9 protein-coding genes are annotated in these 15,766 nt (G+C 63.1%); 4 read left to right on the top strand and 5 right to left on the bottom strand.

Features of this window, described 5'->3' with window-relative positions; genetic code table 11:
- Positions 1–687 carry a hypothetical protein gene (locus tag ABIB78_RS00270; protein WP_429020174.1) on the top strand — a complete coding sequence of 229 codons (687 nt, stop codon included), beginning with the start codon at positions 1–3 and terminating at the stop codon, positions 685–687.
- A gap of 12 nt (positions 688–699) precedes the next feature.
- Here ABIB78_RS00270 and ABIB78_RS00275 read toward each other — a convergent pair whose 3' ends face one another.
- A complete protein-coding gene (locus tag ABIB78_RS00275) occupies positions 700–2,007 on the bottom strand; it encodes a cytochrome c peroxidase (protein WP_429020175.1) in 1,308 nt (435 codons plus the stop codon).
- Positions 2,008–2,433: 426 nt separating this feature from the next.
- Here ABIB78_RS00275 and ABIB78_RS00280 point away from each other — a divergent pair, with 426 nt between their 5' ends.
- Entirely contained in the window at positions 2,434–4,203 is a 1,770-nt protein-coding gene (locus ABIB78_RS00280) for an alkaline phosphatase family protein (protein ID WP_429020177.1), read from the top strand.
- A gap of 67 nt (positions 4,204–4,270) precedes the next feature.
- Here ABIB78_RS00280 and ABIB78_RS00285 read toward each other — a convergent pair whose 3' ends face one another.
- Complete coding sequence (locus ABIB78_RS00285) at positions 4,271–10,516, bottom strand: DUF5801 repeats-in-toxin domain-containing protein (protein WP_429020179.1); 6,246 nt, start codon at positions 10,514–10,516, stop codon at positions 4,271–4,273.
- 475 nt (positions 10,517–10,991) lie between these two features.
- On the opposite strand from ABIB78_RS00285, the gene ABIB78_RS00290 reads away from it, so the two are divergent.
- Positions 10,992–11,642 carry a FecR family protein gene (locus ABIB78_RS00290; protein WP_429020181.1) on the top strand — a complete coding sequence of 217 codons (651 nt, stop codon included), beginning with the start codon at positions 10,992–10,994 and terminating at the stop codon, positions 11,640–11,642.
- Positions 11,643–11,716: 74 nt separating this feature from the next.
- Positions 11,717–12,583, top strand: a complete 867-nt coding sequence (locus tag ABIB78_RS00295) for a tetratricopeptide repeat protein (RefSeq protein ID WP_429020183.1) — start codon at positions 11,717–11,719, stop codon at positions 12,581–12,583.
- A gap of 63 nt (positions 12,584–12,646) precedes the next feature.
- Here the strand turns inward: ABIB78_RS00295 and ABIB78_RS00300 are convergent, their stop codons facing one another.
- The 3 genes from ABIB78_RS00300 to ABIB78_RS00310 are packed head-to-tail and all read right to left on the bottom strand — an operon-like array spanning position 12,647 to position 15,764.
- Positions 12,647–13,513 (bottom strand): efflux RND transporter periplasmic adaptor subunit, encoded by an 867-nt coding sequence (locus ABIB78_RS00300; RefSeq protein ID WP_429020184.1) that lies wholly within the window; start codon positions 13,511–13,513, stop codon positions 12,647–12,649.
- Entirely contained in the window at positions 13,510–13,716 is a 207-nt protein-coding gene (locus ABIB78_RS00305; protein ID WP_173639069.1) for a DUF1656 domain-containing protein, read from the bottom strand. The genes ABIB78_RS00300 and ABIB78_RS00305 overlap by 4 nt, the downstream gene beginning before the upstream one ends.
- Positions 13,713–15,764 carry an FUSC family protein gene (locus ABIB78_RS00310; protein ID WP_429020187.1) on the bottom strand — a complete coding sequence of 684 codons (2,052 nt, stop codon included), beginning with the start codon at positions 15,762–15,764 and terminating at the stop codon, positions 13,713–13,715. The genes ABIB78_RS00305 and ABIB78_RS00310 overlap by 4 nt, the downstream gene beginning before the upstream one ends.
- Between the last annotated feature and the right edge of the window lie 2 nt (positions 15,765–15,766).

Consider the following 15,766-nt stretch of genomic DNA (forward strand, 5'->3'; position numbering starts at 1 on the left):
ATGAACCGCAATGAGAAGACGTATCCGACAAGCCGGAGCGCCGCAGCCTGCCTGCTTGCCGTGGCCATCCTGGCCTCTGCGCCGACGCGGGCGATGGCGCAGCAGTTTTCTGCCGATCTTGTTGCGCGGAAGGACGAAACGTCGACCACGCTCGGAACGCTGCGTGTCTCGCAGCAAAAGGCGCGAATCGAGGCAAAGGCGTTGCCGGATGGCTTCTTCGTGATCGATACAGCCAAGCCCGCGGCGTATTTCGTCCGTCCCGGCGCACGTGTTTTCATGGAGGCAAGGCTGTCCAGCCCGCTGACCCAGATGTTCGTTCCGGTCGATCCGGACGATCCCTGCCGGCAATGGCAGGCGATCGCGCAGCTATCCGCGCCGATCGATCTTGCGGTGTGGCATTGCCAACGCGATGGAGAGGAGACTATCGCAGGGCGTAACACAGAGGTTTATCGAATCACGGCGCCGTCCGGTGCCAGCTTTGCCGGCTGGATCGACCGCGAGCGCCGGTTTCCAGTGCAGGTCAGAACCGCGGATGGGACGGTGATCGCCGCCGTTCGCATCCGCGACGAGCCCCAGCCGGCGCAAGCCTTCGAAATTCCCGCAGGCCTGCGCAGATTCGATCCGCAGGCGCTGATCCGCAGGATACAGCAGAGCGACGTGTGGGTTGCGCCACCAGCCTCGCAGTGAGCTTGCAGTGCGTTACTGCGATTGCCGGCTTGTCACCGGCAGCATCCGGCCGAGCGCCGTGTAGTGCGACTGATGCACATTGCTGTTGAACAGCGACCAGGGTTCGGCCTTCTTCAGGGCAACGGGAACGTCGAAGTTCACCAGCTGGGCAAATTTGCGATATTCCGTCATCGCTTCGTCGATATGGCCGGCCGCGAGCTCGAGGTCGATGCGGCGCAAAGTGAGGACGAGGTCCTTCAAGATCGCCCGCGCCGCCAGCCGCTCGTCCTTGCCGCCGATCGAGGTGTTCCTGATGTCCGGGATGTGCTCGGTCAATTCACGCAATTCGGCGCCGACCCCGGTCACGGCCAAGGACACCACCGCAGTATCGGCGGCCGGGATCGCGATCTCGAGCACGCTCGACAGCTCAAGCACTTCCTTCATCCGGAGCACGACGCCGTCCTTGTCGAAGGGACGTTCGCCGTCGCCGACCGCATTCAGATACGCCACGAGGTCCTGCGCGTCCTGGGTCGACAGTTCGAGGTCGAACACACGATCGAAATGATCGACCACCTGTTCATAGCTGTCGTAGCGGCCGTCGTGGAAATAGGGGGCATTGAAGTTCGCGTTCAGCAGGGTGGGGGTCTTGACCAGTCCGCCCGATCCGACGTCGTGACGTATCTGGTCGTTGAAGGTTCCGCCCGGAATATGACAGCCGGCGCAGCTCAACTCGGCCTGCTTCGGGAACGGTTTGAAGAACAGCTGCTCGCCATGACGCTCGGCCAGGCTCGCCTGCGCGGCAAGCCTGCCGCCGGGCGCAATCTTCGGATTGGGGAGGAAATCGATATCGTTGATATAAGCGACGAGGCCGTCGAGAACCTCGTCGCTCGGCCGCGGCCCGGAAAATTCGTTGGCGATGACATTATATACGAAGTCGCGCAGCGAGGTCATGCGCCCGTCATGCCCGTAGGGTGCGAGGAAGCGTGCGCCCCGCAAGCTCGGTATCCTGACCGGATCGAGGATGCTGTTGAATGTCTTCGCGTTGAAGACAAGGCTGGTCGTGTCGAAGGTGCCCGGGCGGGAGGATGCGCCCGGAACGAACAGTTTTGGGTTCGACGCGCCGTTGACGTGGCAAGTGCCGCAGCTCATCTCGGCCTGTCGGGCCTTGCCGCCGAGGATCGAAGGCGAGTTGAACGCGAGATCGCCGAGATTGACCAGGTAGGATTTTCGCCCGCCCATCGCTTCGGAGTGAAAGAGTTCGCGCGGCCGCGCCAGCGCTTCCTCGGAAAATTCGGTGCCGGCCGGCAGCACGGTCTGGTCGCCGCCCAGCGGGAACGCCATCACGTGCAGCGGGAGGAGAGCAACGACGAGCGCCAGCAACGCGACCCGTGTCGGTCTGACGCCACGATCAGCAGATGCCGCACGACGTTTTCCGGAGCCGGACGCCAAAATATCCCAAGCCATCGCGCGAAAACGCCCCTGTCACAAATGCATATGCGCTGCCGTGCGTCGGAAGATGTCACGGAGGTGACAGTTTCCTGTCGGCAGGATTCAATGACCATCTGTTTGGATAGACGACTGTTGATTGCGGTTTGATGACGATCGATCAACGAACCGCGATGTGTGGCTGACAGGGCGAAAATTTGTTGGCGCGCGAGCATCTTTTCACGTGTTTGTGCGCGCGTCGAAAAACAGTCATCCCGGCGAAATGTGTTTTGCATAGCGTGTAACTCCATTTCTATTTCTTTCTAAAATCAGGAGAGCACTATGCGGCTTTGGGGAGCCATTCCGGCGCTCGTAGTTGTTGCTGGCGCCGTTGCCATCTCGCCGGTGGCAAACGCGGAGAATTTGGTCGAAAAGATCGTTGATGAATTCAAGCACGAGGTGCGGGACCAACTGCGTGACCTGCGGGATCGCGGCCATGAAGGTGTGCATCAGTACAAGCACATTGTCGTCATCTATCAGGAAAACCACAGCTTCGATAACCTATACGGGCACTGGGGCGACGTCGGCCGTGACCGGATCAACGGCACCTCCGACGCCGATCAGGCGCATACGCTGCAGGTCCGGCAGGACAATCAGACTGTCTATGCCTGTTTGTTGCAGAACGACGTCAACCTGACCTCCCCGTCGCCGCAGCCGACCACCTGCACCGACAATACCGGCTCGGTCGCGATCCTGAGCGCCTTCAAGAACAAGCCGTTCGAAATCAACGACTTCATTCCGACCTCGGCGACCACCTGTCCGAAGCCGCTCGGCGCTTTCGCAGCGCACGGTTTCCTCAACGGCACCGGCGCGCCTGGCGGCTGCACCGAGGACATCGTGCATCGCTTCTACAGCGAGCAGTACCAGCTCAACGGTGGCCGGCAGAACCGCTACATGACCGGTAGCGATGCCGCAGGTCTGGTGATGGGCTACTACGACACCAAGAAGCTGCCCATTTACGCCTATCTCCATGGCCACAGCGCCCCGAACTACATCATCGCCGACAGCTTCTTCCAGGGTGCCTTTGGCGGTTCCTTCCTCAACCACCAGTTCCTGGTCGCGGCTGCTGCGCCGCAGTTCGTCGGTGCCTTGAGCGACGGCAGCGCCAGCGACTTCCACTCGATCGTCGATGCCAACGGCATGCCGACCAGCACGCCGCTCTATGCGCCGCTCTCCACGGTGAAGGACGCGCAGCTGACGGCCAAGTGCAGCCAGACCGGTCTGCCGGCAGGTCTCGCCTGCGGCGACTACGCCGTTAACACCACGCAGCCGTTCTATCAGCCCTATTCGCCGGGCACCGCCGACATCAAGCGCCTGCCGCCGCTGCACACCCCGAATATCGGCGATCGGCTGTCGGCCAAGCATGTTGATTGGGCCTGGTATTCCGGCGGTTGGTCGAACGCCAACGGTGACGTCGGCGCTTCCGGCTGGACCAACGGCAATGGCACGACCTGCACCGATCCGAACCATGTCTCCACCGCGGTGTTCCCGAACTGCCCCGACGTGGACTTCCAGTACCACCATCAGGCGCTCAACTACTTCGCCAACTACGCTCCCGGAACGCAGGCCCGCAAGGATCACCTGAAGGATGAGGCGGAGTTCATCCAGGCGGCGAAAAACGGCCGGCTGAAGCAGGTCAGCTTCATCAAGCCGATCGGCGAGGAGAACGAGCATCCGGGCTACACCAGCGAGTCGGAAGGCAGCCAGCATCTCGTCGATCTCGTCAAGGCGATCGTCGAAGGGCCGGACGGCAAGGACACGCTCATCGTCATCACCTATGACGAGTTCGGTGGGCAGTGGGATCACGTTCCGCCCCCGCCGTTTAACCGTCATGGTGCCGAAGCCAAGGCTGCGGACCAGTGGGGCCCGGGCACCCGCATTCCGGCGCTGCTGATTGCCAAGCGCTTCAACAAGTCGGGCGTCGCGCATGAGGACTTCGACACCACGTCGATCCTCAAGATGCTCGAGAAGCGCTTCGATCTCGATCCGCTGGTGACGCGCCCGGTGCGCAGCCTCTCGGCGGCGCTCAAGGCCGGCGAAGGCTGGCACTGATACCGAAATGATCTTGGCCCGCGTCAACGTCTGATGCGGGCCAGGACGTTCATGACGCTTCAGGGCGTTACATGATCAGATCGTGCTGCACGTGTGTAAGCTGGTCTGACAAGATGCTCGCGCCGGCCATCGCAACCGCCGCCCCGGTCGTGAGGCCCTGGATGTCGACCTGAAGGCTGGCCGTCGCCGAATCGCCATCCTTGTCGGTGGCGGACACATCGAACAGCAGGTCGGTGCTCGGGATGGTCGTCTTCTCGTTATAGGTGATGTTATTGACCGTGAAGGTGGCGTTTCCGCTCGCCGCGTGATCGTAGTCGACCTGGACTTGATTGAACTCCTTTCCGACATAGAGCGTGTAAGTCGATGTCGAGCTGTCGAACACTGAAGTGTTGATCAGCGAGGCGTTCGACGTCTCCTGCACGACGATGCTGGCGCTGCCACTATGCGGCTTTGGAATATCAATGCTGAAGTCGTGGACGTCGGCGCTGCCTTCAAGAACCTTGAAGACGACACTTGCGGTGCCGTTACCTTGCCACTGGGTCAGCATGAAGCTGATCTGCGGCTGTTCGTTGGAGAACGCGAGGTTCAACTGCTCGGCGGGATCCATGCTCAGCCCGGTATCGCCGACCGCGATGCCATTGTTCGAAGCCTTGACGTCGATAGGCTGATCGCTGCCGTTGGATCCGGTGATGACGAGCTCTCCATCCGGAGCCGTTAGCGAGGGCGTGCCGCTGCCCGAGGCGCCGAACGTGGAGCCGGTCACGGTCACCTGCTTGAGCAGCTCGACGCTCTCGAGATCAAAGGAAAAGGTTCCGTGCGGATCGATCAGCAGCTTGAAATACGGATCGGACAGCGTGCCGCCGGAATCCGCAAGGTAGGCATCCATCTCGACACCGCCGCTCGCCGCATGGGTCGAGTAGTAGAACGTGTAGTCATCACCATTTCCGGTGACGTGCACCGAGGTGATGCCGCCATCGAGGCTTGAGGTGGCCAGATTGTATCCGGTGCTGCCGACCACGCCATTGTGGATCGCAACGAACATCGCGGCGTCACTATCCGCGCCGAAATTGATGTTGTAAGTGCCCGACGCGGTCTGATTATCCTGAGCGGCGATGGCGGTCTCCGGGAATCCGCCAATTGTCGGGCCATCGTCGGTGATCGTCAGGTCCTTGCCGAGGTCGAGACTCGCGCGCTGGAAGTCGCCGTCCTTGTCGGTGATGGTTGCAACCAGGTCCACAGTTCCGGCGCTCAGTGAAACGCCTTCGCCGCCGTCGGGGCTGGTGCCGAAGGGTTGCGTTACCGCGCGATATTCGATGAAGCTCACGAGCCCTGTCGTTGGGTCGACTTCGATGGCAAACGCCAGCGTGCCGGTGGTCGTGCCGACATGTCCTTCGATGGTGTTGCCATTCAGGACCAGCACGTCGGCGAGGCCGGTGTGTGAGTCGATCAAACCTGACAGGGTACCGTCACCGCCGGCGATCGTCAGTGCGTAGCTGATGGACGCGCCATCCGCGCCCTGAACCGACGTGAATGCTGTCGAGAAATCGGCCGACGTCGTCGTCAGCAGCGCGTTCGGTGCCGAACCGGCGATGCCGTCGTCCAGAACCGTTGCCGTCAGGTGCGTCTCGCTCAGCGTCAACGACGGCGCCGCTCCGTTCGATACGATGCTCGGGCCGTCGTCGGCGATGGTCAGTTGGGTGCCGAGGTCGAGGCTCGCGCTCTGGAAGTCGCCGTCCTTGTCGGTGATCGTCGCCGTCAGGCTGACGATTCCGCCGCTGAACGATACGGCTTCGCCGCCATCCGGGTTGGTACCAAGCGGCTGTGTCACCGGCCGATACTCGGTGAAGGTAACGAGCCCGGTCACCGGATCAACCGCGATGGTAAATGCCAAAGTGCCGTTGGTTGCGCCGACGCGGCCTTCGATCGTGTTGCCGTTCAGAACCAGCACATCGGCGAGGCCGGTATGCGAGTCGATCAGGCCCGACGCCGTGCCGTTGCCGCCGGCGATTATCAACGCGTAGCTGATGGTCGCGCCGTCCGCGCCGTGAACCGAAGTGAACGCCGTCGAGAAATCGGCTGACTTCGTCGTCAGCGAGGCATCCGGCGCCGAACCCGCGATGTTGTCGTCGAACGTCGTTGCCGTCAGATGCGTCTCGCTCAGCGACAGCGACGGCGTAGTCCCGTTTGCCTTAATGCTCGGGCCGTCGTCGGTAATGGTCAATTGCTTCCCAAGATCCAGGCTCGCGCTCTGGAAGTCGCCGTCCTTGTCGGTGATGGTTGCAACCAGGTTGACGATTCCGGCCGCGAGCGACAAGCCTTCGCCGCCATCCGGGCTGGTGCCAAGCGGCTGTGTCACCGCCCGATACTCGGTGAAGGTCACGAGCCCCGTGGCCGGATCAAGCGTGATGGTGAACGCTAAAGTACCGGTGGCTGCGCCGACGCGACCCTCGATCGTATTGCCATTCAGGACCAGCACGTCGGCGAGGCCGGTGTGCGAGTCGAGCAGGCCCGACAGGGTGCCGTTGCCGCCGGCGATCGTCAGTGCGTAGCCGATCGTCGCCCCATCAGCACCCTGAACCGAGGTGAACGCTGTCGAGAAGTCGGCGGACGTCGTCGTCAGCGCTGCATTCGGCGCCGAACCCGCGATGTTGTCGTCGAGCGGCGTTGCTGTCAGATGCGTTTCACTCAGCGTCAGCGACGGGGCTGCTCCCGTCGCCTTTATGCCTGGGCCGTCGTCGGTGATAGTCAGCTGCTTGCCAAGGTCGAAGCTCGCGCTCTGGAAGTTGCCGTCGTTGTCGGTGATCGTCGCAACCAGCTTCACGGTTCCGGGGCTCAATGCGATGCCTTCGCCGCCGTCAGGGCTGGTGGCGAGTGGCTGTGTCACCGCCCGGTACTCGGTGAAGGTCACGAGCCCGGTCGTCGGATTGATCGTGATGGTGAAGGCCAGTGTACCGCTGGTTCCCCCGATGCGGCCTTCGATGGTGTTGCCATTCAGAACCAGCACATCGGCCAGGCCGGTGTGTGAGTCGGTCAGGCCTGAAGCTGTGCCGTTGCCGCCGGTGATCGTCAGCGCGTAGCCGATGGTCGCGCCGTTCGCGCCCTGAACCGAGGTGAAAACCGTCGAGAAGTTGACCGAGGTCGTCGTCAGCGCCGCGTTCGGCACCGAGCCTGCGATATTGTCGTCGAACGCCGTTGCCGTCAGATGCGTCTCGCTCAGAGAGAGCGACTGGGTGCTGCCATTGATGTCGATGCTTGGGCTGTCGCCTGTGATCGTGAGCTGCTTGCCAAGATCAAGGCTCGCATTCCGGGAGTCGCCATCCTTGTCGGTAATCGTGGCAACCAGGCTTACGACTCCGGCGCTCAACGTGATACCTTCCCCGCCGGTCAGTTGCTTCACCGCACGGTACTCGGTGAAAGTCACCCGCCCTGTGAGCGGATCGAGCGCGATGCTGAACGCCAGTGTGCCGGTGGTCGTACCGACATGGCCCTCGATGGTGTTGCCGTTCAGAACCAGCACGTCGGCCAAGCCGGTATGCGAATCGATCAGACCCGATGCCGCGCCGCTTCCGCCGGCGATCGTCAGCGCATAGAGGATTGCCGCGCCATCCGCGCCTTGAGCTGAGGTGAATGCCGTCGAGAAATCGGCTGACGTCGTTGTCTTTGTCGCATCCGGAGCCGAGCCGGCGATGTTGTCGTCCAGCGGCGTTGCGGTCAGGTGCGCCTCACTCAGCGTCAGCGAGGGTGCCGTGCCGTTGGCCTTGATGGTCGGGCCATCGTCGCTGATGCTCAGCCTGCTGCCGAGATCGAGGCTGGCGCTCTGGAAGTCGCCATCCTTGTCCGTGATGGTCGCAATCAACGTGACTATTCCGGCAGTCAGCGACACGGCCTCGCCGCCGTCCGGGTTGGTGCCGAACGGCTGCGTCACCGCGCGGTAGTCGGTAAAGGTCACCCGCCCCGTCGCCGGATCAAGCGCAATGGTGAACGCCAATGCGCCGCTGCTCGTGCCGACATGGCCTTCGATGGTGTTGCCGTTCAGAACCAGCACGTCGGCGAGGCCGGTGTGCGAGTCGACCAGGCCCGACGCCGTGCCGTTGCCGCCGGTGATCGCCAGCGCGTAGTTGATCGTCGCGCCATCCGCGCCTTGAACCGGGCTGAATGCTGTCGAGAAGTCGGCCGAAATCGTCATCAGCGTCGCATTCGGCGCAGAGCCGGCGACGTTATCGTCCAGCGCCGTTGCCGTCAGATGCGTCTCGCTCAACGTCAGCGACGGGATTGTTTCGCTCGTTGTGATGCTCGGGCCATCATCGGTGATGGTCAACTTGCTGCCGAGATCGAGGTTCACGAACTGCAGCTCGCCGTCCTTCGTGACGATCGCAACCAGGGTTACGACTCCGGTCGCGAGCGAGGTGCCTTCGGCGTTGTCCGGGCTGCTGCCGAGCGGCTGTGCCACCGCGCGGTACTCGGTGAAGGTCACGCGCCCTGTCACCGGATCAAGCACGATGGTGAACGCCAGCGTACCGTCGATCGCGCCGACGCGGCCTTCGATGGTGCTGCCGTTCAGAACCAGCAGGTCGGCAAGGCCGGTGTGCGAATCGATCAGTCCCGATGCGGTGCCATTGCCGCCGGTGATCGTCAGCACGTAGCTGACCGTCGCGCCACTCAAGCCCGGTGCGATGGTGAACGCAGCCGAGAAGTCGGCCGAAATCGTCGTCAACGCCGCGTTCGGCGCCGAGCCGGCGATGTTGTCGTCCAGCGCGGTCGCCGTCAGATGCGTCTCGCTCAGCGTCAGCGTCGGCGCCGTTCCGGCTCCAATCAGCGGGCCGTTGATTGTGATCGTGATGACCTCCGGGGTGCCGCCTATCGTGGTCACCGTGAAGCTGTCGGTCAGCACATCGCCGACATTGAGGGCTTGCACGGAGCTGTTGTCGTTGTCGAGCGTGTAGGTCCACACGCCGGAGGTCGTGATCGTGAACGAGCCGTAGCCGCCCGCGCTTGGCGTCGGCGTGCCCACGGCCGTGAAGGTGTTGGCGGGGTCGTCGACGTCGGTGTCGGTGAGGGTGCCGGTCGCGATCAGCAGGCCCGGCGAGGCACCGCTGACGCCGACCGCCCCCACCACCGAGCCGGTCGTGACGCCGGATATGATGGAAGCGTCATCGACCCCGACGATGGTGATGTTGAAGCTCTGGCTGGACGAGAGCGAGCCGTCGGTGACCGTGATCACGAAGCTCTGGATTGTGTTGGCCTTCAGCGCGTTGATCGGACCATCGTTCGGAACGAAGGCATAGGCGCCGGTCGAACTGTTGAGATAGAGCGTGCCAAACGTGCCGACGCTCGACACGTCGTATGTCTTCTGACCCAGCTCCGTGTTGCCTGCAACGCCGCCGCTGATGCCGTAAGTCAGCGCCAGGCCCTTGAAACTGATGCCGGAGAAGGTCCCGCTCGCGGCATTGAAATCGTCAAATATCGACGTATCGACCTCAGCCGGCGCCGCGCCGAGGTTCAGTATCGGCGGCACCGGCGGCGGCTTGAAGAAGTCGTTGATCAGGAATGGGAGCCCCGGCAAAGGCCCGAGCGGATCCGGCGGTGGCGGCGCGGCAGGCCCTGTAAAACTGATGGGGTGCAGCAGCTGCGACCCATCGAAGGCAGGCATGCCGGACCCTTTTACGCCCAGTGCTTTCGTGTAGTTCGCAAGCGTCTCCTGTTGGGCGTCCCGCAATTCCTCCATGCGGGCGGGGGTATTCGCGACCTGGTTCACGCCGACCGATGACCCTCTTGCGGTCAAGATGATCGTCGTTCCGGGGTCATCGACGATGATATGACGGGGAATCGCCTCCTTGGTCACCAGCTCGAACACGCCGTGGTGGAGGTCCTTGTAGTTGATGCTGTCGTCGTCCAGGAAGGTGACGTTCGGTTCGGCAGCCCGGGCTTCCTTCAGAAGCGATAAGGTCAGTGCGGCGAACGACAGCATGCCGAGGCCGCTGGCCCTGATGGTGCCGACAGGCGTCTCCGAGCTCAGGACGCCCGATCCTCCCAGCCGGCTGCCAATCAAGCGGACGATGCTTCTGGTTTTCGCGAACAGACCCGGCCGCAAGCTGCCGCCGGAGTGTTGGGCGAAGTCGCCCAACTCCAGCCGGGCGCCAGCGGGCAGGTCGAGCACCGTGCCGTCGATCAGGCGGATTTCGACCTGCCCGCCGGCTGCGATCTCGATGAAGTCACCCCGGCGAACGGGATCGCCGCCCGCGACTTGAATGGCAACGCCGCCCGCACGCGCGATGGTGCCGCAGCCGACCGCCATCTGAACAATGCCAAGCACTCGGGGCAGCTGGCCTGAAACGGCCGAGCTCGCGTCCCCGAATGCTACGCCGGACGCAACTAACATTGGCTTTTCGCCTGCTGAGCAATTCAGGCGGAACGCGGCGCCGCAGTTTTTTGGGGTGGCTTGCGCTCGCCACGAGGTAAAAAGACCTCGTACCGGCAGCCATCGGCTTGCCCGCTGAAACGTCCTGATTGAAACTTTATTCGGTAGTGAAAATCGAATTCCAGTACTGTGGGGAGCATCGCGGAAACGACAGAACTGCTGCCCTTTATCGCAGGGTGCGGCCCCACAAAATTTATAGTATAATTACCGAGTAAATTGTCCACATATTAATTTTTATTCGAGCTACGTCAGGCGCTTAGGCCTGTTTGCAGCAGCTCGCTTGGCACTAAAGGTCCTGCGGTCTCGGCCCGGCGGTCTAGATTTCCGTCGCGCCGCGACACGACAAGATCTTCTCGAAACGGAGGGGATCGTGCGCATCCATTTGGTTATTCAATTGCTCGCAAGCTTCGTCTTCGCGGTCGCGGCCTTCATGCCGGGCCAGGTGCAAGCGCAAACCGAGCCGGCCCAACAAGCGATTCAGAATTCGTCAGCGAAGCTCATCGGGAAAGTCGTAGCGGCCACCGGCTCGGTCACGATTGAGCATGCGAGTGCGGTCGTCGTTCAGGCCGCGCTGTCTGATCAACTGCCTCAGACGAAGGTTGGCGACCTCGTCTATTTGGGCGACGTGGTGCAGACCGGAGCCGATGGACGGGTCGGGATCAACTTCACCGACGGCACCTCCTTCAATCTGTCGAGCAACGCCAAGATGGCCATGACCGAGTTTGTGTACGACCCGAACGGCAAGTCGAATTCGACCTTGTTCAAGTTGGCCAATGGCACGTTCACCTTCGTTGCCGGCAATATCGCGAAGACGGGTGATATGAAGATCGACACTCCCGCCGCGACGATGGGAATTCGAGGCACCACGCCACGCATCGAAATATCTGACGATGGAACGGTCAAGTTCGCGACGCTCGTTGAAGAGGGCAAGAGCAAGCTTCTCAGAAAGCCCGTGACACGAGTGACGCCGGAGCAAAACTCCTACCACAGGTTCAACCCGAACATCTGCCGAGGGTGCTAGGCGAGCCAGGCGCCGGTCTTGAGCCGCTACTCACGGAAATCGGCGTCTGCGCGTCGTCAAAACCGGAGCCCGACATGAAGCCTCGTGCAGGTACCGGTGCGAGTGGGGGCGTAGCGGCGGTTCTCATCCTGCTGTTGTTCGCATCGCCGGCCGACGCGCAGAACCCAAAGCCAAAGGGCACCTATCTCAGGGATATCGGGTTGTGCAGCGGCCTCAATCATACGCCGGCCGACGCGCGCATTGGCGCGTGCACGACGCTCATCGATGCGGCGCAGGACATGACGCCTGCCGGCCTCGCGATCGCCTACAACAATCGCGGCAACGCCTATGCCGCCAAGGGAGACTACGATCGCGCCATCGGGGATTTCGATCGATCGATCGAGCTCAATCCAACCTACACCAAGCCGTTCAACAACCGCGGCGTGGCCTATTTCAAGAAGCGCGACTACGATCGCGCGAACGACGCGTTCGATCAGGCCATCAAGCTCAACCCGAACTACGGCGAAGCCTTTGCCAACCGTGCGGGGACCTATCTGAAGAAAAATGAATATGCCCGCGCAGCGGCCGATTACGATCAGGCCATTCGCCTCGAGCCGAACCTCGACGGCGTGTGGAATGGACGCTGCTGGAGCCGGGCTATCCTCGGCGCGCTGCAGGCGGCGCTGGAGGATTGCAACAAGGCCCTTCAATCGGGTCCGGCCAACGCCGCGACCTACGACTCGCGTGGCCTGATCTATCTGAAAACAGGCGAGCTTGGCGCGGCTATCGACGACTATAGCTCCGCACTTCGCATCGATCCGAAGCTGGCAAGCGCACTGTATGGACGCGGGCTGGCGAAGCTGAAGCAGGGCGACAAAGCCGGCGGCAACATCGACATCGCGGCGGCCAAGACGATTCAGAGCAGTATCGGCGACGACTTCACACGTTACGGCGTGCAATAGACGAGCAGGATCGACGAAGGCCACGGCAAGGACGATGGCCGGCTTGATCCCGGCGGCGAGTTCCTAGTCGATGATCTCGACCGTCGCCGAACGGCCGGCGACCAGCGCGATGCGATCCGGCAGGTGATCCAGCGCGATGCGCACGGGGACGCGTTGCGCGAGCCGAACCCAGCTGAAGGTCGGATTGACGTTCGCGAGCAGGCTCGCGCCTGCCGCGCGGTCACGATCCTCGATACCGGCCGCAATGCTCTCGACATGCCCGGTGAGCCGGACCGGCTCTCCCATCAGCCGTATCTGCGCCTTGTCGCCGACACGGATCCGCGCGAGCTTGGTCTCCTCGAAATAGCCTTCCACGTGCAGCGTGTCGGTGTCGACCAGCGCCATCACGCCCTTGCCCGCGGTGACGTAGGCACCGGGTCGCAGGTCCATATTGGTGATGGTGCCGTTCACCGACGCGTGCACCTCGCTGCGATCCAGATTGAGCTGGGCGACCGCGCGATCGGCGACAGCCTGGTCATAGGCGGCCTTGGCCTGCAGCTGCGTGGCCAGAACCTGCTCCTGTTTCTGCTGCGACACCGCATCGGTGGTCAGCGCACTATAGCGTTTGAGGTCGGCGTCAGCCTGATCCAGCGTCGCGCGATGGCCGGCGACCGCCGCATCGGCCTGCTGCAATGCCAGGGCAAAGCGTGCGCGATCGATCCGGAACAGGATGTCGCCGCGATGCACTTGCTGATTGTCCTTGACCAGCACATCGGTGACGAAGCCGGATACGTCGGGAGCAACCTGAACCACGTCGGCGCGAACCCTGCCGTCGCGGGTCCATGGCGACTCCATATAGTAGACCCAGAGCGCGTGAGCGACGGCGAGCGCGGCAACGAGCGCAATGGCGGTCAGCGCGACCCGGCCAAGCCAGGCGAAATTTCCCTTCATGGCAGAAACTCCGAAAGATAAACGACGACGCCAAGCAGGCATACATACAGTGCGAAGTTGAACAGCGCGCGATGCCAGACCAGCCGGTAGAGCCCGAAGCGCTGCATGATCCGGCTGATTCCCGCGCTCAGCGCGTAGGCGACGATGAGCCACAGCAGCAGCGCCGGCACGAGCACTCCGTAAATGTCGAGCTCATATCTCATGCGGCAAAACTCTCCTCGGGCTGCGATCGATACGCAGGTGCATCCGGAAACAGGCCGCGGCGGATGCCGACGAGGCCGAGCAATGCATCGTCCCGTGCGCGCACATTGGGATCCTTGACGACCGCGGTCAGCGCCGCATCGATGCATGTGAGCAATTCGGCCGGCATTGCCTCCTTCGCATGGGCACGAAACGCCGCCGCGAATTCGTCCAGCATGTCGTCGATGGCACGCACGGTCGATGCGACGAGGCCGTAACGGGCCCGCCTGAGGTCGATGATGTTGAGCCCGACGCGCAGCTGGATCAGGCTGTCGGCGTCGCGGCGGTCGCTCTCGGAGATGAAGGCGATGCGCTGTACCAATAGTCCGAGCTGATGCAGCATCAGACCGGCAAACTGCGCGCGATCACCGTGGCCGCGCCGCTCAGCCGCGACCGCGAGCGTCTGCCAGCTCGACATCATCAGCCGCTTGGCGATCCATTCGGCACCGACGCCGCGCGCGATGCGCGTCACGATCTCCGCGATGACAACACCGAGGAAGAAGGCAACGGACGTGTTGGCAAAACTGGCAAAATCCGCGCTGTAGGTCGATTGCAGCGCGAGCAGCGTCGCGGTGTTGGCGGCGAGCGCCATGCCGATCGGCGCGGTTTTGGGCCGCGCGATCAGGAAGCCGTACAAGAGGAAGGTCGGCGCCAGCGCGGCGATCAGAACCTCGACATGGGAGATGCCAGGCACCAGCGCGAACTGATAGATCGCGACGACGACGATCGCGACCAGCGAAAACAGGCCGAAGGCCCGGATACTGCGCGCCGGCTCGTCCTGCGCGGCGAAGAAGGAGCAGGCGACCGCCGCCATCATCGGCGCCGAGGCGCCATCGGCCCAGCCGGTCGCAATCCACAGGCCGCAGCAGATCAGGATGGCCGCCGCCGCCCCCGCGGCCGACCACAGCGCCATGCCGTGGTCGCGATGACGGACCGGCGCCGCCCCCGACTCCGGGTGGAACGCCAGCGGGACGGTGGAGACATCCTGGCCCGCGGCAATCGCATCGCTCACCGCACGGCAGTCGGCCGAGATGTCGACAAGCTCGCGTAGCCGGAGCAGCAGGCTGATCGTGATGATGCGCTCCCGCGGCGCGACGCCGTCGAGCGCGGATTGCCGCTCGGCGATCGCAGCGCGGATCTGCTCGCCGGATTGCCGCTGGCGATCCTCGTCCACGATCCACGCGGCAAGATCGTCGATCACGCGCCGTAGCTCCGGTTGCCTTTGCAACGCTACCTCGCCGAGTGCGGCAAGCCGGTCTTCGATCGACGTGATGATCGGCAACAGCATCAGCATACGCAGCCGGATCTCGCCGAGGCCACGCACGGTGCCGGTGTCGGCCAGCCGGTCATAGGCGAGATGGGTCGCCAGCGTATCGATCTCGACGATGTCGGTCGCAGGACGGAGGCGTTGGGCCCGTCGCGTCTCGCTGGTCCCGCGATCGAGCAGCACGTCGCGGGACAGACGGCGCGCGTCCGACAGCCAGCTCCTGACGCGGCCGCCGACCGCCGGCGCGACGCTACGGGGAAACATCACGGTCGACACCAGGCTCGCGCAGATGATGCCGAGCGAGATTTCCTCAACCCGCGCCAGCGCTATGTCGAAGATGCTGCCCGGGTCGGTCACCGACGGAAAGCCGATCAGTGCGACGGTATATCCGCCCAGCATGAAGACATAGCTGCGCGGCGTGCCGTCGAGCAGTGACAGATAAAGGCAGAGTCCGACCCAAAGCGCGATCGCGAGGCACAGCAGCTCCGGCGCATTGATTAGGTTCGGCACCAGGGCGACCGTCATGCTCGCGCCGACCAGGGTGCCGATCACGCGGAAGAACGCCTTCGAGCTGGTCGCGCCGGCCAGCGGCTGGGAGGTGATATAGACCGTCGCCATCGCCCAATAGGGGCGCGGCAGATCGATCGCCAATGCGATAACAAGTGCGAGCATCGACGCGGCGAACGTCTTCAACGCGAAGATGAGGTCCGCGTGGCGGACCAGGAACGGCTCTTCCTCGCGCATGA

Origin of the sequence: Bradyrhizobium sp. I1.14.4 (genome assembly GCF_050435825.1) — a bacterium.
Lineage (GTDB): Bacteria > Pseudomonadota > Alphaproteobacteria > Rhizobiales > Xanthobacteraceae > Bradyrhizobium.